Source organism: Bombilactobacillus bombi, assembly GCF_003522965.1.
GTDB lineage: Bacteria > Bacillota > Bacilli > Lactobacillales > Lactobacillaceae > Bombilactobacillus > Bombilactobacillus bombi.
In genome coordinates this window covers 669,482-688,472 of sequence record NZ_CP031513.1, presented here as the reverse complement: position 1 = coordinate 688,472, position 18,991 = coordinate 669,482, and the positions used below count along the sequence as shown (strand labels likewise).

Sequence of the window (18,991 nt, the reverse complement as noted above, 5' to 3'; positions counted from 1 at the left end):
CAAAATCAACCAAAAGAGTTCAAAAAAGTTCAAAAAAATTTTTATCAATTATAATGTTTTTACAAGTGATAATTATCAAATTTATTACTAAGTATGGTAAAATGATTGATTGATAAGAAGCATTGGAGGAACTGAATGTTTGTTGATAATGTAACAATAACAGTTAAGGCAGGAAAGGGCGGTGATGGAGCCGTTGCTTTCCGTCATGAAAAATATGTACCCAATGGTGGACCTGCTGGGGGTGATGGCGGCAATGGCGGTAGTATTATTCTTAAAGTTGACGCTGGTTTAAGAACTTTAATGGATTTTAGATATCATCGCCATTTTCAAGCTCCTGCTGGGGGCCAAGGGATGATTAAATCTATGCATGGTGCTAATGCGAAAGATATTTACATTAGTGTACCACCTGGGACTATCGTCAAAGATCTTGATAGCAATGAAATTTTAGGCGATTTAACATCTAATGATCAAGAATTAGTTGTGGCGCGCGGTGGTCATGGCGGGCGTGGAAATATTCATTTTGCTAATTCACGCAATACTGCTCCCGAAGTTGCTGAGAATGGTGAATTAGGTGAACAGCGTTCTATTAGTTTAGAATTGAGAGTGATAGCAGATGTTGGACTTGTAGGTTTACCTTCCGTTGGTAAATCCACTTTATTATCAGTAGCCACAGCAGCAAAACCTAAAATTGCTGCTTATCATTTTACAACTTTGACTCCTAACTTAGGTATGGTGCAATTAGAAGATGGTCGTGATTTTGTTTTGGCTGATTTACCAGGCTTAATTACTGGAGCTTCTCAAGGAGTAGGATTAGGGTTTCAATTTTTACGGCACATTGAAAGAACGCATGTGATTTTACATCTAGTAGAAATGGATCCGAATAATGGGCGCGATCCAGTTACTGATTATCAACAAATCCTCCAAGAATTACAAAATTATGATCCACAGATTTTGCAACGTCCCCAAGTTATTGTGGCGACAAAAATGGATTTGAGTGGATCAAAACAACGTTTAACTGATTTTATGAAGCAATTAAATCTTGGCGCACAAGATGTTTATCAAATTTCGAGTGTTACTCATCAAGGTGTACAAGAATTAATGCGTCACACAGCTGATTTGCTTGCAAAATTGCCTGATACACAACCTCAAAAACAATCTGATACAGAACAAAAGAAATTGTATCGTTACCAAAAAAATGATGCTGATGAAATTAAAGTAGAAAAACTGGATGAACATACTTATCAAGTTATCAATGCAGCCGTTAGCAGACTTTTACAACGAAGTAATTTAAATTATCAAGATGGTATTATGCGCTTTGCTCGAAAATTACAGAATTTGGGTGTTGATGAGGCGTTAATGAAAGCTGGAGCGCAGACAGGTGATACGGTTGTGATTGATGATTTTGAATTCGAATTTATGTAAATATTGCTGGAGTAATTAAATTGATTAATACAGGTAAACCGCGTCGCTATATTACTGGTTTTGATGGATTAAGAACAATTGGGGTTTTAGGCGTTATTTTATATCACTTAAATCCTGATGTTTTTTTAGGTGGATATCTAGGAGTACCTATATTTCTGGTTTTGTCAGGTTATTTAATTACTGATCAAATTTTACGTTCCCTGCAAAAAAGAAGAACGTTTGATTTTCAAAGTTATTATTCAAAAAGATTTAAGCGCCTGTATCCTGGTTTATTGCTGATGCTCTTTAGTTCCAGTGCTTATATGGCATTTTTTCAAAAAAATTTATTAGCTAATTTACGTTCGATTTTCATTACTAATGTTTTAAATGTTTTTAATTTTTGGCAAATAGCACATGGACAATCTTATTTTGAACGATTTGCAGGTAATCAATCTCCTTTCACACATATGTGGACTCTTTCGATTCAAGGACAGTTTTATTTTATTTGGCCTTTAATTTTAGTGTTCTTATTGCGGTTGATTTCAGAAAAAAGAGTAGTTGCCTTAACTTTTATAGCGACTGTAATATCAGCGGTGCTCATGGCCTTATTATATAATCCTAAGGTTGATCCCAGTCGAGTTTATTATGGAACTGATACAAGAATATTTTCAATATTTTTGGGTTGTCTTTTAGCTTTTATTTGGCCAACCAATCATCTACGCAAAAATATTTTGAAAAAAGATAAAATATTATTAGATTTATTGGGTGCAATTAGCTTGTTAGTGATGCTAATTTTTATCTTTACAATGAAAGCAACCCAACCATTTATGTATCGTGGCGGAATGTTAATTTTTTCTATTTTTACAACTATATTAGTGGCAGTAGTTGCGCATCCAGCGTCTATTTGGAATCGACTGCTGACAAATAAGCTGTTTAAAGAAATTGGTAAATTAAGCTATGGGATTTATTTATATCAATTTCCAGTGATGATATTTTTTGAAGCAAAGGTTATGAACATTGCGGATCACCGCTTTTTATATCCTATATTAGAGATTTGTTTGATTATTGCAATTAGTTGGTTATCTTATCATTTTTTCGAACAACCTTTGGCACAATATAATTGGTGGAGTTGGTTCAAAAAATTATTCCAGTCGCAACGCATTGTCGCTAAATTGGAGCTTTTAAGTTTTTCTTTTATTGTTTTGGCTGGTTCATATGGCTTAGTTCAATCCCAAAATGTAACTGCTAAGGATGTTAATCATAGTCAATTAGCTATTAAAATAAAAAATAACCATCTTAAAAACAAAAAAAACAATCAACGTATTCTTCAAAAAATGCACGGAGAATCTCATAAAACCACTAAAGCACAGCGCTTACAAATCAAGAAATGGCAACAAGCAGCTAAAGAACATCCGGTCAATTTAGATTATCAAAAAATGGGTTTATCGCAATTTGATTTACAAAGAGCTCAAGATTTATCAGCTTTAGCAATTGGTGATTCTGTCATGGTAGATGGTTCGGATGGTTTAAGGCAAATATTTCCTAATATGTTAATTAATGCTGATGTGAGTCGTGGTATTGATGTTGCAATTGACTTATTAAAAAATTATAAAGCGCAAAATGTTTTACCTCAAGTTGTCATTATTGGAATGGGAACCAATGGCATGGTTAATGAACAGCAAGTCCATGAAATTATGCAGATCGCAGGGCCCAAGAGACAAGTTTTTTGGATAAATGTTCATGTTCCAACACGTTCATGGGAAAAACCTGTCAATAGTGTGATTGCCCAACAAGCGCACCACTATAAAAATTTGCAGGAAATAGACTGGTATACTTATGCTAAAAATCATTCTGACTGGTTTTTTGATGACCAAGTTCATACAAATGATAAGGGTTCAAAATATTATAGTTATTTTATTGCTAAACAAATTTTAAAAAAAGTTAAATACTAAGATATGGAAGTTAAAACATGGAGTTAGAATTTTTGGGTACAGGAGCGGGGGCGCCCTCACGGGGGAGAAATGTTTCAAGCGTTGCATTAAAACTTTTAAACGAGCGAAATGAAATTTGGTTATTTGATGCGGGTGAAGCCACACAGCAACAAATTTTGTCCACAACGATTAAGCCTCGAAAAATTAATAAAATTTTTATTACTCACTTACATGGTGATCATATTTTTGGTTTGCCAGGATTATTATCTTCTCGCTCTTTTCAAGGCGGACAAGATCCTTTGGATATTTATGGTCCTGTGGGCATTAAAAAGTTTATTCAGACTTCGTTATATTTATCCGATAGTCATTTAGGTTATCCAATTAATTATCATGAAATTCAAAATGTAGGCACAATTTTTGAAGATTCAATGTTTAAAGTGGTTTGTGGTAAGCTAGATCATAGAATTGCTTCTTATGGTTATCGTATAGAAGAAAAGCCGCATGCAGGTGAACTATTAGTTCAAAAGTTGCAGCAGTACCATATACCAAATGGACCAATTTGGGGTCAATTAAAAAATGGTGAATTAGTGACTTTAGCTGATGGGACTCAATTAGACGGGCATGATTTTTTAGGACCGAGCCAGCCTGGACGAATTGTAACTATTTTAGGTGATACGCGGTATACGCCAGAAAGTATAAATCTGGCTGCTGATGCTGATGTATTAGTCCACGAAAGCACTTTAGCCGGTGCAGAAGAAAAAATGGCGCGTCAACATTTTCATTCAACCAGTCGTCAAGCAGCTTTAATAGCTAAAAAAGCGCATGTACAACAGTTGTTGTTAACCCATATTTCTGCACGTTACGTTGGCAATAAATTTTACGAGTTATTAAATGATGCACGAAAGATTTTTCCCAAAAGTTATGTAGTGAAAGATTTTGATACTTTTGAAATAAAATTTAAACGACAGGAGTTGACATCATAAATGAATCTTACGGCATTACGCAACTTGGCTAGTAAAAACATTATTATTACTGGAGCTTCTTCCGGCATTGGGCAGCAGTTGGCTTTGCAGTTAGCCTATAAAAATGCCAATTTGATTCTTATTGCTCGTCGTCAAGATCTTTTGGAACAATTGCAACGAAAATGCCAAGCTTTGACATCTGGTAGTGTTGCAATTGAAGTGTTAGATGTTAGTATTGCCAAACACGTTCAAGATACTACAGCAAAGTTGATTAAAGAATATCAACATATAGATATTCTAATTAATGCTGCTGGTTTTGGTGATTTTACAACTTTTGTAGAGACCGATTATTCTTTATGGAACAAAATGTTCAAGGTTAATGTATTAGGCACAATGTTAATGACACGTTACATTGCAGCTAATATGATTGAGCAACACCTAGGACAAATTATTAATATTGGTTCAATGGGGGGGAAAATCGCTACTCCTAAATCTGCCGTTTATTCAGCTACAAAAGCTGCAGTAATTGCATTTTCTAATAGTTTGCGTTTGGAATTACGGCCCTTTAATGTCCAAGTGACTACCGTTAATCCGGGACCAGTTAAGACTGATTTTTTTAAGATTGCTGATCATACTGGTAATTATGTAAAATCTGTTGGTGCTTTAATGTTAGATCCAGAAAAGCTTTCACAAAAAATAATTCAAGCTATTGGCTCTCCAGTGAGAGAAATTAACTTGCCACATATAATGGAACTGGGGCATGTATTTTATGAATTTATGCCTTCTTTGGGAGATTTTATCACTCAAAAAATTGGTAATAAAAAGTAGACTTTAATAGTTATTTGTAATAAGATTATATAGAATTTTAAAAAATCCTTGCTCTAAACAATATTTGATAGTAACATATCATAGGTACGGTACTGACAAATATTGGTATTCTGTGAGCCAGTAAAGGCAATTTAAAAAAGGAGATAATTAAATATGGCTGTTCCAGCAAGAAAAACATCCAAGCAAAAAAAGCGTCAACGTCGGGGACATATTAAATTAAGTCAACCGAATATTCAATTTGATGTCACAACTGGTGAATATCGCATGAATCATCATGTTTCACCAAAGGGATATTACAAAGGTCGTCAAGTTGTCAATGCTGATCAAAGCAACAATTAGTTAACTATAAAGGCAGATTAAAACCGATATTTTAGTCTGTCTTTTCTTTATCTAAATTTAACATTACTTGGGTGAAAAAATGAAAAATAATTTAAAATGGATATTTATTGTACCAATAATATTTTTAATGACTGCTTGTTCTAAAAATACTTTATCAACATCACAAACGACCTATCATGCTGATGGGATGGTAGCAGTTGTCAAGGGTAAAACTAATCCTAAAGCAAAGTTAAGCTATCAGATGAATAAGCAAGCACAAACCAAAAAAGTTACTAATAACGATGGTTCCTTTGCAATTAATGTGGCTCGCTCGCCACAAAAACAAAATATTAAAATTAAAAGTGACTATCAACAAAAGCAACTATATAAGACTGTTCAAATAGCGGCTGCCAAACCTATTATGGACTATCCTGAATTTGCCCAAAAATATAATTATTTATTGTTAGCTCAACAACAAAAACCAGTTTTAAATTCCGAACTGAACAATACTATTACCAATATTGTTAATACACCAGACCAAACGGTTCGAATTAATGTACAACAACAAAAGTTAATGGCAGTCACACTGATTTATCCGCTGAAAGCAATGAAGACTAAAGCAGGGGTGCAAAGCACTAGTAAATCTATTGCAACAGTTAGCCAATTAATCGGCGCCGATGGGCGCGATGTCTTAAAACAATTAGCTAAGCAAATGCGCGATGCTAAAAAGAACCAAACAGCTTTAAAGACAATTACTTCTCATGGTAAACAATTCAAATTAGGAGTTTCTAGTGATAAGTTTTACTTATACATCACAGAATAAATAAACTTGATACAAAAAAGGATAGCTTTGACAGCTATCCTTTTTTAGTATTTGGTTTGAGAATACTTGGTAGAACACAGAGAATAATACCAAAGATTGTTGATACAATTAAAGCATTAATTGGACTATATGAAGCACTGATAAGTGAAGAACCAATAAAACCAATAACTTGTCCGTAAATGATTGTCCAAAAAATAACTACGAGATATTTCACATTGTCCATCTCACTTTCATAGCTGAATTTTAACACATAAATTAAAGCCTTTCTATAAATTTTCGAAAAAAATGTTGTAAAATAGCCCTAAAGGGAGGTTGTCATGGTCGCTCAACTCCAAGTTTTGAGTAGTTATACTTTATTGCAAAGTACTATTAGTTTAAACAACCTGATGAAACAGGCCAAGCATTTAGGATATAAACACTTGGCATTAACCGATATCAATGTAACTTATGGTCTGGTTGAATTCTATAAGCTAGCTCAAAAATACCAAATACATCCTATTTTAGGCATAACTATTCAAGTTAATGGCCTCATAGACACAAATGAAAAATATCCACTAATTGTTTTGGCAAAAAACAATCATGGATATCACAACTTATTAAAATTATCAACTTGGATTATGACTCAAGAAGATCCACTGTTAATTACAACAAAGTCTGAATTATTAAATGATTTAATTATGATTGTACCTGCAAATAAGAGTGAACTAAGCGCTTTGTTGGCAAATAATTCACAACAAGTAACTGAGTATCTTGCAGCTTTAAAGCAAATAATGCAGCAAGATTTATATTTAGGAATTAGTTTGAGAAATAATTTGCAAGATCAGGCCCAATTAATTAATCGATTAGCCAAATTACATCAGATACCCTGTGTAGCTTTGGATGATGTTCAGTATTTGCAACCGGAAGACGCCTTTAGTAATGAAGTCTTGCATCATATTGCAAGTGGTGAAAAAATTACTCAATTTATTCGACAGGGCGATAATTATTTACGTTCTAAAAATGATTTTGTTGCTGATTTTCAAAGTAAAAATTTGCAAACCGCACTGGACAATACTCAAATCATTGCTCAACAATGTCAAGTACAAATACCATTTCAAAGAACTTTATTACCTCAATTTTCCACCCCTAAAAAAGTGTCATCAATTGCATATTTGCGCAACTTGGTCCAAGCTGGTTTGCACAATATTTTAGGACCATCTATTTCCGCAACTTATCAAAAACGTGCTCAGCATGAATTAAATGTTATTGAAAAAATGGGTTATGCTGATTATTTTTTGATAGTATGGGATGCCATTAATCAGGCTCATAAAATGAACATTATGACTGGTCCAGGTCGTGGTTCTGCTGCGGGCTCATTAGTCAGTTACGCTTTAGGAATCACGCAAGTGGATCCTATTCAATATGGCTTATTATTTGAACGCTTTTTAAATCCGGAACGGGTAGATATGCCAGATATTGATTTAGATATTCCGGATAATCGGCGTGATGAATTAGTACAATATATGCAGCATAAATATGGCGATGATCATATGGCCCAAATTATAACTTTTGGGACTTTTGCTGCTAAACAAGCCTTACGTGATGTCGGCAGAGTTTTTGGACTTAGTCAGACGGATTTAAGTCGTTGGTCTAAAGCCATTCCTAAAACTCTTGGCATTGATTTAAAAACTGCCTATCAACAATCACCAGCTTTAAAAAATTTGTATCAGCAATCAACGCGTAATCAGTTAATGTTCAAAACAGCTTTAAAAATTGAAAATCTGCCACGACATTATTCAACACATGCAGCTGGTATTGTCTTAAGTGCTCATAACCTTGATGAAACAGTTGCTTTACAACAAGGTGGGAGTGATGGTGCCTTATTAACTCAACAAACCAAGGGCAACGTTGAAGCCTTAGGTTTATTAAAAATTGATTTTTTAGGTCTCCATAATTTAACGATTTTAAATTCTGCAGTTACACTAATTAAGCAGGATTTTGCTGCCGATTTTCAATTAACACAAATTCCCTTAGAAGATGAAGCAACTCTAAAATTATTTCAAGCAGGGGACACTGACGGTATTTTCCAATTTGAATCAGCGGGAATTAAAGCAGTCTTACGACAATTACAACCAACCAGTTTTCAAGATATTGTTGCCACTAATGCATTATATCGGCCAGGTCCTATGAAAAATATTGCTCATTTTATTGCTCGTAAGCATCATCAAGAACCTATTAGTTACCCAGATGATTCCTTAGAGCCAGTCTTAAAGTCAACTTATGGAATATTGGTTTATCAAGAACAAGTAATGCAAGTAGTATCCCAAATGGCTGGGTTTACTTTAGCAGAAGCGGATTTACTGCGTCGAGCAATGGCCAAAAAAAACGAGACTCTTATTGCCCAAAAACGTGATGAATTTGTTTCGCAATCAGTCAAACGGGGACATCAACAGCAAAATGCAATAAAAGTTTATGAGTATATTGAACGATTTGCTAATTACGGTTTTAATAAATCACATGCGGTTGCATACAGCAAGCTGGCTTATGACCTAGCTTATATCAAAGTGCATTATCCGCAAGCCTTTTTTGTATCACTATTGAATTCTAATATCAATAACGATACCAAAATAACTATTTATTTACGTGCGCTTAAACTACGCAAAATTCAAGTTTTACCCCCTAGTATTAATCTTAGTCAAAGTTATTTTTCAATAGAAAATCAGCACTTGCGTTTTGGCCTACTATTCATCAAGAAAATGCGGCGTGATGTGATCAATGATATTTTAGTTAAGCGTCAGGATAACAAATATCTTAACTTAGTTGATTTTTTGCGTAGATTAGATGTCAGATTTTTGAAAGCAGACAATATTTTACCACTAGTGTATAGCGGAGCTTTGGATGAATTTTCGACCAATCGGCGGCAGCTCGTTCAAAATGTTGGTGATTTGGTGGAAAGCATTAAATTGGCTGCGGGCAGTGTTTCTTTATTTGATATTGTTAAACCCAAACAACATCATGTCAAAGATTTCAGTACTAGTGAAAAACTAATTCAAGAAAAGCAATATTTAGGAACTTATGTCTCGGGTCATCCAATTGATCGCTATAAAAAAGCGCTGGTTGCCCACAATATTCAAACAATAGTCGATTTGAATATTGGAGTAACTGCAAATGTGCTTTATTATGTACAAAATATTAAAGTTATTCGAACTAAAAAGGGCTCTAATATGGCTTTTTTAACTGGTGGAGATGATATTTTTGATTATTCGGTCACGGTTTTTCCGCGGCTTTATCAAAATGTGGAGATAGAAGCTAATCAAGTTTATTTGATTAAGTTGAAAGTAACTAATGGTCAAAAACAAGATAAAGAATATATTGCTCAAAATATTGAACTAGCTGAAACTGCACTAAAAAAACCTAAAGCACAACATTTATATGTTCGTTTTCAGAATAAAAGCAATCACAATTTGCAACAATTATTACAACTGATACAGCAATTTCCGGGAAATATTCCTGTAGTTGTATATTTTGCTGATAGTGATGAAAAATATTTACTAAAAAAACAAAATAAAATTGCTAATAACAAGGTTGTACAAAAAAAATTGACAGATTTAGTAGGTTTGCATAATTTTATTTATCAATGATGGCGTTTTTATGAAAATAGGACTGTAATTTTTTTAAATTAATGTTATATTTTGTAGTGTAGTTTTATGTAGAAATTAAATTGGTTGAGGTGTAAAGATGAAAAAAATCGGTATTATGACGAGTGGCGGGGATGCACCGGGTATGAATGCTGCAATTCGGGCCGTTGCTCGGCGGGCCATGTCCTTTGGGATTGAAGTTTATGGTATCAATTATGGCTATGCTGGTTTAGTTGCTGGTGATATTTTCAAGATGGAACGTTCGACTGTTGGGGATATCATTAATCGTGGCGGAACTATTCTTTATTCAGCCCGCTATCCTGAGTTTGCTCAAGAAGAAGGCCAGTTAAAAGGAATTGAACAACTAAAGAAGTTTGGTATTGATGCTCTAGTTGTTATTGGTGGAGATGGTTCTTATCATGGAGCTTTGCGGTTAACTGAGCATGGTTATAATGCAGTTGGCTTACCGGGAACAATTGATAATGATATTCCGTATACTGATTTTACAATTGGTTTTGACACAGCCGTAAATACAGTTGTGGAGTCAATTGATAAAATTCGGGATACAGCTGCTAGTCACGAACGTACTTTTGTTGTTGAGGTTATGGGCCGTGGTGCTGGAGATATTGCTTTATGGGCTGGTGTTGCCGGTGGTGCTGACGAAATTATTGTTCCAGAACGTGAATTTAATGTTGAACAAGTAGCCAAAAATATTCAAAATTTACGTGCTCGTGGCAAAAAACATACTATTGTTGTTTTGGCTGAAGGTGTGATGCATGCTGATGAATTTATGAATCAGTTGAAGCAATATGGCGACTTTGATGCCCGCAGCACAGTTTTAGGTCACGTTCAAAGAGGTGGCTCACCATCAGCGCGTGATCGAGTTTTAGCTAGCAAAATGGGTGCTTATGCGGTTGACTTACTAAATGAAGGTAAAGGCGGCATAGCTATTGGTATGGAAGACAATGAGCTGACTTACCATAATATGACTGATTTATTTAGCAGCAAGCATAAGGCTGATTTAAGTTTATATGATATAAACAAAACTTTAGCTAAATAGTAATTTCTGGTATACTGTTTGTGTATATTTAATCAATTTTTTGAAGGAGAGACATTGATGAAAAGAACCAAAATTGTTAGTACTTTAGGACCAGCTAGTAATAGTGTTGATACAATTGTCAAATTGATAGAAGCAGGTGCTAATGTCTTTCGTTTTAACTTCTCTCATGGGGATCATGAAGAACATCTATCACGGATGAATATGGTTCATGAGGCTGAAAAGATTACCGGCAAGACTGTTGGTATTATGTTAGACACCAAAGGTGCTGAAATTCGGACAACCGAGCAAGAAGGCGGCAAGTTCGAAGCTAAAATTGGTGATGTTATTCGTATTTCTATGGACGGCAATTTGAAAGGTAATCCACAAAAAATTGCGGTTACTTATCCCGGATTATATGATGACACTCATGTTGGTGGACATGTCTTGATTGATGATGGGTTAGTTGATTTAAAAATAACCGAAAAAGATGAAGCAAACAAAGAATTAGTTACAGTTGTTCAAAATGAAGGAATGATTGGTTCTAAAAAGGGAGTTAATGCACCTGGAGTTGAAATTCGCTTACCAGGTATTACTGAAAAGGATACTGATGATATTAACTTTGGTTTAGATCATGAAATCAACTATATTTCTGCTAGTTTTGTGCGTAAGGCTCAAGATGTTTTAGATATTCGTGAACTTTTGGAAGCTAAGCACATGGATCATGTACAAATCTTTCCTAAGATTGAATCTCAAGAAGGTATTGACAACATTGACGATATCTTAAAAGTTTCTGATGGTTTGATGGTTGCTCGTGGTGACATGGGTGTTGAAATTCCTTTTGAAAATGTTCCATTTGTACAAAAATCTTTAATCAAAAAATGCAATGCTTTAGGAAAACCTGTTATTACGGCTACTCAAATGTTAGATTCAATGCAAGAAAATCCTCGCCCAACCAGAGCTGAAGTTACTGATGTTGCTAATGCTGTTTTAGATGGTACTGATGCAACAATGCTTTCTGGTGAAAGTGCTAATGGTGATTATCCAGTAGAGTCTGTTGCTGCTATGAATAAAATCAATTTAAAGACTCAAGCACAATTAGATAGTTCTAATACTTTAGCATTACAACGTTTTGAAGAATATAAGGGTGCTAATGCGACAGAATCAATTGGTGAATCTGTTGTTAGAACTGCACAAGAATTAGGTATTCATACAATTGTCACAGCTACAAATTCAGGTTATACAGCACGGATGATTTCTAAATATCGTCCAAGTGCTGACATTTTAGCGATTACCTTTGATGAACGGACTCAACGTGGCTTAACTGTTAACTGGGGAGTTGTTCCAATTGTATCTCAACGACCAACTAACACTGATGCAATGTTTGATTTAGCTACTCAAAAGGCTCAAGAATTAGGCTTTGCAAAAGAAGGCGACTTGATTTTAATTGTTGCTGGTGTTCCAGTAGGCGAAAGTGGCACAACTAATTTGATGAAAGTTCAATTAATTGGTTCTAAGTTAGTTAAAGGCCAAGGTGTTGGTGACGAAACAATCGTTGGTAAAGCTGTAGTTGCTCATAGTGCTGAAGAAGCTCATAGTAAAATCAGTGATCAAGATATTTTGATAGTTGAAAATACTGATAAAGATTATTTGCCAGCTATTGAAAAAGCTAGTGCTTTAGTTGTTGAAAATGGCGGTTTAACATCCCATGCTGCTGTAGTTGGTATTGCAATGGGTATTCCTGTTATTGTTGGAGCACAAGATGCTACTAAAGTGATTAAAGACAACGAAGTTATTACTGTTGATTCACGTCGTGGTAATGTTTATCGTGGCGCTTCTAACTCACTTTAAAATTCAATTTTAATAATATTAAATGGTAACCCCCAAAGTTTGGATAAATTCCTTTTTTGGGGGTTCTATTTTTACTTATATGATAAGATAGTCTTTAGTTAATGAGGTGAAGTTATGGAAAGCTGGCTGTTTTTATTAATCATTTTTGTTATTGCGATTTTAAGTAAAAATCAATCCTTACAAATTGCTTCAGTAGTTGTCATTATTATGAAATTAATTCCCCATACTAAAAATTTAATGCAAATTATTCAAAATAAAGGTATTAACTGGGGAGTAACAGTAATTTCTGTTGCAATTTTAATGCCTATTGCGCTTGGACAAATTGGTTTTAAAGATTTGTTCAATGCTTTTAAAAGTCCAGCCGGTTATATTGCGGTATTATGCGGTATTTTAGTTGCAGTTTTATCAGCTAAGGGAGTAGGATTACTATCAGCAAGTCCAGAAATGACCGTAGCGTTAGTTTTTGGCACAATATTGGGAGTGGTGTTATTTAAAGGAATTGCTGCTGGGCCAGTAATTGCTTCCGGCATGACCTATTGTATAATAACGTTATTAGCTAATTTTGGAATTAAATAATGAGGTGAAAATTTGGAACTACAACAATTGTTAGGTACCATTCAAACAGGAAAAATTATTGACCAAAATGATCAATTTTATTTTGTTTCAATAAATGGTCTAACTTTTCAACTGGATAAAACTGAACTAGAACAACCAGTTCAGCAAGTACAAGGATTTTTATATGAAAATCAATCACATCACTTGACTATAACTACCAACATTCCGCAAATTGGTAAACATCGATATGGTTTTGGCAATGTAGTTGAAGTACGAACTGATTTGGGTGTATTTGTAGATATTGGCTTAAAGGATAAAGATATTGTAGTATCTTTAGATGATTTACCAGAAATGAAATCTCTCTGGCCCAAAAAAGGTGATCGTTTGTTTATTGCCATAAAAGTTGATCACAAGAATCGAATGTGGGGCCAATTAGCTGAAGGCGGCGTTTTTCAACAAATTAGCCGACGTCCACAAGCAAGTTTAAAAAATACGAATGTGACAGCAACAGTTTATCGCTTAAAACTTAGCGGAACTTTTGTCATCACGTCAGATTATTACTTGGGATTTATTCATCCTAGTGAACGTGATCGAGAACCACGTTTAGGTGAAGTGGTACAAGGACGTGTAATTGGGATGAGTTTTGATCATCTCAACCTTTCTTTAAAACCACGTTCATATGAAGAGATTACTCCGGATGCTGAAATGCTTTTGGCAGTTTTACAACATCAACCACAAGGAACTATTGGTTTTAACGATAAGAGTTCACCGGAAGATATTAAGCAATATTTTGGTATCAGCAAAGGCAACTTTAAACGTGCCGTAGGACACTTATTAAAAAAACGTTTAATTACTCAAGATGAAGAGGGACTTCATCTCGTTAAAAATGATTAAAATGACCGATACAGTGCAAGATTTTGCACGTTATTTACGTCTGGAACGGGGATTGGCTGCTAACACAGTAACGGCCTATACACAAGATTTATTAGAATTTACTGAATACTTGCAAAAACAAAAAATCACTAATTTTCCAGAAAGCTATTTTACAATTATTAATTTTTTAGCTTCGCAATTACAAGCACAAAAAGCGCAAAACTCTTTGGCTAGGATGACTTCCGCTTTACGTCAATTTTATCGTTGGCTGTTAAAAACCAAACAAATTGACCAAGATCCAATGTTGGAAATTGACTCGCCTAAAATGGGAGCTCATTTACCAACAACTCTGTCGGAGACTGAAGTTGTACAGCTTTTAAAACAACCAAATATCAAAACACCTTTGGGAGTGCGTGATCGTGCTATTTTAGAAACGATGTATGCTACGGGTGTACGGGTTAGTGAATTAGCTAATTTGAAATTAAATAGTTTGCATTTAGATTTAGGATTAATTAGAGTGATAGGTAAAGGCAATAAAGAACGTCTAATTCCTATTGGAGATATTGCACAGCAATGGTTAGAACAGTATCTTCAAACCACTAGAATAAATTTAGTGAACAAATATCATCATGTACACAATATAGTATTTGTTAATTTTCATGGCAATCCTATTACTCGGCAAGCAATTTGGGACCTTATCAAAAAGTATGTTCAACAAGCTGACATCCAAAAAAACGTCACCCCGCATACTTTGCGGCATACCTTTGCCACCCATTTACTAGAGCATGGTGCCGATTTACGAGTAGTTCAAGAATTGTTAGGTCATAGTGATATTTCAACAACTCAAATTTATACACATTTGTCTCAAAAACGGATGTTAGAAGTCTATCACCAAACACATCCGCGAGCATAGGAGTAAAAATGTTAGTCAAATATAGTGATAATTATCAAAAAATAGTAATGGGTTTTATGTCTTATATCCCAGAGCTAAAAGATTTAGACCATTTAAAAATGGAACTGAGACTGTATACCACTGATGATAAGCATCAGTTATTACTTTACAAAAATGAAAGTGGCAATTTTAGTGGAATTATTGCACTAGAAATTCAACAACAAATTGTAATGGTTCGTTATATATCCTTGAGTCCGTCCGAAAGATCAACTAATAATATTTTTCAGGTATTGGATGAAGTGCAAAAGTATTATCAGCAAGCCACAATTATGGGTTCAATTGAAATAACACCTTTAATTTTAGCCTGGAAACAATCAAAGCGAGCAAATTAATAATGGAAAAACTGCAATTAATATTGTCGGATTTTCAAGGACCCTTAGATTTACTTTTGCATTTAATTAAACAAGCTAAAATTGATATTTATGATATTCCGATTGCTGATATAACTCAGCAATATATTAAATATTTACATCAAATGAATTTTTTACAGTTAGATATTGCAGGTGATTATTTAGTAATGGCATCGACTTTGATGCGTATTAAAAGTCAAATGCTTTTACCAAAATCGCCATTATTAGAAGCAGAAAATTCCGTAGAAGAACCACCAGATGATCCACGTAGCGATTTAGTGGCACAGTTATTAACTTATCAAACTTTTAAAAGTATTTCACAAACGTTTAAAACCTTGGAAAATCATCGACAAATGCTCCATGCTAAATCACTTTCAACTTTACCCAATCTTTCTGGCATTCCTCTGAAACCGGGAGTGAAAACAACTAATGATTTGGCTGTCACGATGGCTGACTTATTGCAAAGAGCATATACACATTTAGAAAAATCCGCGACAGTAGAAGAAGAACAAATTTCTATTGCCCAAGCACAAACCGATATTATAGACCAACTGCAAGAATGTACCAAGGCTACTTTTAGTGAACTATTACATCAGAGCTCAACAATTGAAGAAGTGGTAACAAAGTTTATTGCACTGCTAGAATTAATTAAAGAGCAGTCAATTAACGTACAACAATTAAACTACCAAGCAGATATTATAGTTACATTGAGGTAAAAATTAATTATGCAATTAGATCAAGAAATTATAGCTATCTTATATACAGCTGGTGAGCAAGGAGTCGATTTGGCTTCTTTAACAGAAGTTCTTCAAACTGATAGCGCGGCTATTCGGCAACATCTGGAACAATTACAACAGCAATTAGCCAATGATAATACAGCTGCTTTAAGCATTCAACAATACGGTAAGTATTATAAGTTATTAACGAAACCCCAATATCAATCTTTAGTGATTAAATTTTTAAAAAATGAGCAGGCAACTAATTTAAGCCAAGCCGCTTTAGAAGTATTAGCCATTGTAGCTTATCGTCAGCCAATAACAAGAATTGAGATTGACACTATTCGCGGAGTTAAAAATAGTAGTGGAACAATTCAAACTTTGCAAGCAAGACAAATGATTAAAACTAAAGGTCGCAAAGAAGCACCCGGACGTCCTATCATGTACGCTACTACGGAAGAATTTCTGGATTATTTTGGCCTTCGTTCTTTAGCTGATTTACCTGATTTGCAAGAATTTGAAAATAGAATTCAAGAACAACCGGTTAATCTTGATTTATTTTCTGAAAATTAGAAAGGAATATTGATGGAAACAGAACAAAGATTACAAAAAATCATTGCTAACGCTGGAGTAACTTCAAGACGAAAAGCAGAAGATTTAATTACTTCAGGTCGTGTGCGGGTTAATGGTCAAATTGTCCGTGAACTAGGCTCTAAATTTACTAAGCATGATCGCGTTGAAGTAGATGGAGTCCCAATAGAAAAAGATCCTAAAATTTATATTTTGTTTTATAAGCCACGGGGTGTTATTAGTTCAGTTAATGATGAAAAAAACCGTAAAGTGGTCACAGATTATTTTACAGAAATAATTGATGCGCGAATTTATCCTGTAGGTCGTCTAGATTATGACACTTCAGGTCTTTTACTAATGACCAATGATGGGGAGTTAACTAATCATTTGCTTCATCCACGCAATAAGATAGATAAAATTTATGTAGCTAAAGTAGCTGGGATTATTCAGTCCCATGATTTAGAAAAGTTACGTCATGGTGTGATTGTTAATGGAAGAAAAACTGCAGCTGCCAAGGCTGAATTAATTTCAGTTGATCAGCGCAAAAAAACATCAATTGTTAGATTAACAATCCACGAAGGAATGAATCATCAAGTTAAGCAAATGTTTAAGCAGATTGGTTCTCAAGTTCTAAAATTAAAGCGTGAGCAAATTGGTTTTTTAACATTGCAAGGGTTAACAGCCGGAGATTGGCGATTTTTGAAACATGAAGAAATTAAGGCCTTAAAAAAATTATAAGTAAGGCAAGTTAAAATTAGCCCATCCAGCTAACTTAAATTATATATTTTTAGTAAATCTTAAAGAATTTTTGTCTAAAAACTGGTAAACTAGAGTTAGACAATAGGGGTGAGTATTATGAGTGACAAGGATCCTAAACTTTGGGAATCAACTTTTGGTGAGGATTCCGATGCTGAAAAAGAAGAGCAACTATCACGTGTTCGACAAAAAAAGAGTCAACATAGTAATAAATTGTTGGTTTGGAGTTTATTTATTATTTTGCTAGTAGTGATGTTTTTGCCTATTATTGGTCAAAAATTTTCGGCTAATCATGATAAATCATCTATTGATAGTGTAAATCAAGTTGCCGTCAGCTCTAAGACTAAAAAGGCTTCTAAGCCTAAAGCAAAAAAACAAAAAGCTAAAAAAGTTGTTTCCAAGCTAGATGAACAAAAAAAGCCAGCAGAAGCTAATCAAGTGACTAAACCTGATGAAAATCAAGCACAGGCTCAACAACAACAAAGCCAAGTATCTGAACAAAATAATCAGCAGCAACAACAGCCAGCTGCTGCTAGTCAAAATCAACAAGATGCTGGTCAATATTATGTAGTGCAAGCACGTGATAATGCCTATCGAATTGCATTAAATCATGGATTAACGACTGCGCAATTATATCAATTAAATGGTATTTCTAGTGGTACAGTTTTACGTCCAGGAATGCAATTGCGAGTAAAATAAAATCCAAAATGGATTTATTATGTATTTATTTAGGAGTGAATATGAATGCAGATTGCAATTGATGGTCCCGCTTCGGCGGGAAAAAGTACAATTGCTAAGATTATTGCCGCTAAGTTAAACTATGTTTATACTGACACTGGAGCAATGTATCGTGCTGCAACTTGGTTGGCTCGCCAAAATAAAATTGATTATAGTGATGCTGATGGCATTGCAAAATTAATTAAACAATTTCCTATTTCGTTTCGTGTTGAATCTGACAAACAACATGTCTTAGTAGCTGGCCATGATATTAGTGAGGACATTCGACAACCACAAATAAGCAAGAATGTTTCACAAGTAGCAGCATTAGCATCAGTTCGAGATTTATTAGTTCAGCAACAGCGCCAAATTGCTCAAGAAAACGACGTAGTTATGGATGGTCGTGATATTGGAACCACAGTTTTACCTGATGCGCAAGTGAAGATTTTTTTAGTCGCTAGTGTGCAGGAACGAGCTCACCGACGTTATTTAGAAAATAAGACTCGGGGAATTGAGACACCATTGTCGACTATTGAAGATGAAATTGCCGCACGAGATTATAAAGATTCTCACCGACAAATTTCACCCTTAAAAAAGGCGTCAGATGCGATAGAAGTTGATACTACAAAGTTAGAAATTAACCAAGTGGTTGAAGAAATATTAAAAATCATTCATAATAAAACAAATAATCAGTGATTACCTCTGGTAATTATTATGTTTTTCAATTAAGATAGA

The 18,991-nt window shown here is 34.5% G+C and carries 19 protein-coding genes; 18 read left to right on the top strand and 1 reads right to left on the bottom strand.

The genetic code is table 11. The features are described from left to right. Positions 1–135 precede the first annotated feature (135 nt). The 6 genes from obgE to DS830_RS03540 all read left to right on the top strand — a co-directional run bounded on the left by obgE (position 136) and on the right by DS830_RS03540 (position 6,263). Complete coding sequence (gene obgE / locus DS830_RS03565) at positions 136–1,422, top strand: GTPase ObgE (RefSeq protein ID WP_118908277.1); 1,287 nt, start codon at positions 136–138, stop codon at positions 1,420–1,422. 20 nt (positions 1,423–1,442) lie between these two features. Next, positions 1,443–3,353 carry an acyltransferase family protein gene (locus tag DS830_RS03560; RefSeq protein ID WP_162887499.1) on the top strand — a complete coding sequence of 637 codons (1,911 nt, stop codon included), beginning with the start codon at positions 1,443–1,445 and terminating at the stop codon, positions 3,351–3,353. A 17-nt stretch (positions 3,354–3,370) separates the two neighbouring features. Next, on the top strand, positions 3,371–4,315 hold the full coding sequence (gene rnz, locus DS830_RS03555; RefSeq protein WP_118908276.1) for a ribonuclease Z: 945 nt from the start codon (positions 3,371–3,373) through the stop codon (positions 4,313–4,315). Further along, positions 4,316–5,122 (top strand): SDR family NAD(P)-dependent oxidoreductase, encoded by an 807-nt coding sequence (locus tag DS830_RS03550; protein WP_118901940.1) that lies wholly within the window; start codon positions 4,316–4,318, stop codon positions 5,120–5,122. Positions 5,123–5,275: 153 nt separating this feature from the next. Beyond that, complete coding sequence (gene rpmF, locus DS830_RS03545) at positions 5,276–5,461, top strand: 50S ribosomal protein L32 (protein WP_118901937.1); 186 nt, start codon at positions 5,276–5,278, stop codon at positions 5,459–5,461. Positions 5,462–5,540: 79 nt separating this feature from the next. Then, the gene (locus DS830_RS03540; RefSeq protein ID WP_118908275.1) at positions 5,541–6,263 is read left to right on the top strand and encodes a hypothetical protein; all 723 of its coding nucleotides are present in this window, start codon (positions 5,541–5,543) and stop codon (positions 6,261–6,263) included. 34 nt (positions 6,264–6,297) lie between these two features. Here DS830_RS03540 and DS830_RS03535 read toward each other — a convergent pair whose 3' ends face one another. Further along, positions 6,298–6,477: a YjzD family protein gene (locus tag DS830_RS03535; RefSeq protein ID WP_162887498.1), complete on the bottom strand. Its 180-nt coding sequence runs from the start codon at positions 6,475–6,477 to the stop codon at positions 6,298–6,300. Between the two features lie 103 nt (positions 6,478–6,580). On the opposite strand from DS830_RS03535, the gene dnaE reads away from it, so the two are divergent. From dnaE to cmk, 12 genes are all read left to right on the top strand, one after another. Continuing rightward, complete coding sequence (gene dnaE / locus DS830_RS03530; protein WP_118908274.1) at positions 6,581–9,883, top strand: DNA polymerase III subunit alpha; 3,303 nt, start codon at positions 6,581–6,583, stop codon at positions 9,881–9,883. A 97-nt stretch (positions 9,884–9,980) separates the two neighbouring features. After that, positions 9,981–10,940 (top strand): 6-phosphofructokinase, encoded by a 960-nt coding sequence (gene pfkA, locus DS830_RS03525; RefSeq protein WP_118908273.1) that lies wholly within the window; start codon positions 9,981–9,983, stop codon positions 10,938–10,940. A 57-nt stretch (positions 10,941–10,997) separates the two neighbouring features. Further along, a complete protein-coding gene (gene pyk, locus DS830_RS03520; RefSeq protein WP_118901923.1) occupies positions 10,998–12,767 on the top strand; it encodes a pyruvate kinase in 1,770 nt (589 codons plus the stop codon). Positions 12,768–12,881: 114 nt separating this feature from the next. Further along, a complete protein-coding gene (locus DS830_RS03515; RefSeq protein ID WP_118908272.1) occupies positions 12,882–13,343 on the top strand; it encodes a DUF441 domain-containing protein in 462 nt (153 codons plus the stop codon). 12 nt (positions 13,344–13,355) lie between these two features. Further along, positions 13,356–14,216 carry a CvfB family protein gene (locus DS830_RS03510; RefSeq protein ID WP_118908271.1) on the top strand — a complete coding sequence of 287 codons (861 nt, stop codon included), beginning with the start codon at positions 13,356–13,358 and terminating at the stop codon, positions 14,214–14,216. Between the two features lies 1 nt (position 14,217). Beyond that, positions 14,218–15,108, top strand: a complete 891-nt coding sequence (gene xerD / locus DS830_RS03505) for a site-specific tyrosine recombinase XerD (protein ID WP_118909095.1) — start codon at positions 14,218–14,220, stop codon at positions 15,106–15,108. Between the two features lie 8 nt (positions 15,109–15,116). Next, positions 15,117–15,479 carry an N-acetyltransferase gene (locus DS830_RS03500; RefSeq protein WP_118908270.1) on the top strand — a complete coding sequence of 121 codons (363 nt, stop codon included), beginning with the start codon at positions 15,117–15,119 and terminating at the stop codon, positions 15,477–15,479. A gap of 2 nt (positions 15,480–15,481) precedes the next feature. Next, positions 15,482–16,213 carry a segregation and condensation protein A gene (locus tag DS830_RS03495; protein WP_118908269.1) on the top strand — a complete coding sequence of 244 codons (732 nt, stop codon included), beginning with the start codon at positions 15,482–15,484 and terminating at the stop codon, positions 16,211–16,213. Positions 16,214–16,222: 9 nt separating this feature from the next. Beyond that, positions 16,223–16,786, top strand: a complete 564-nt coding sequence (gene scpB / locus DS830_RS03490) for an SMC-Scp complex subunit ScpB (RefSeq protein WP_118901909.1) — start codon at positions 16,223–16,225, stop codon at positions 16,784–16,786. A 12-nt stretch (positions 16,787–16,798) separates the two neighbouring features. After that, positions 16,799–17,521, top strand: coding sequence for a pseudouridine synthase (locus DS830_RS03485; RefSeq protein WP_118901906.1), 723 nt, complete (start codon positions 16,799–16,801; stop codon positions 17,519–17,521). A gap of 117 nt (positions 17,522–17,638) precedes the next feature. Continuing rightward, positions 17,639–18,238, top strand: a complete 600-nt coding sequence (locus DS830_RS03480) for a LysM peptidoglycan-binding domain-containing protein (protein WP_118901903.1) — start codon at positions 17,639–17,641, stop codon at positions 18,236–18,238. A 45-nt stretch (positions 18,239–18,283) separates the two neighbouring features. Next, a complete protein-coding gene (gene cmk, locus DS830_RS03475; RefSeq protein ID WP_118908268.1) occupies positions 18,284–18,952 on the top strand; it encodes a (d)CMP kinase in 669 nt (222 codons plus the stop codon). Positions 18,953–18,991 lie beyond the last annotated feature (39 nt).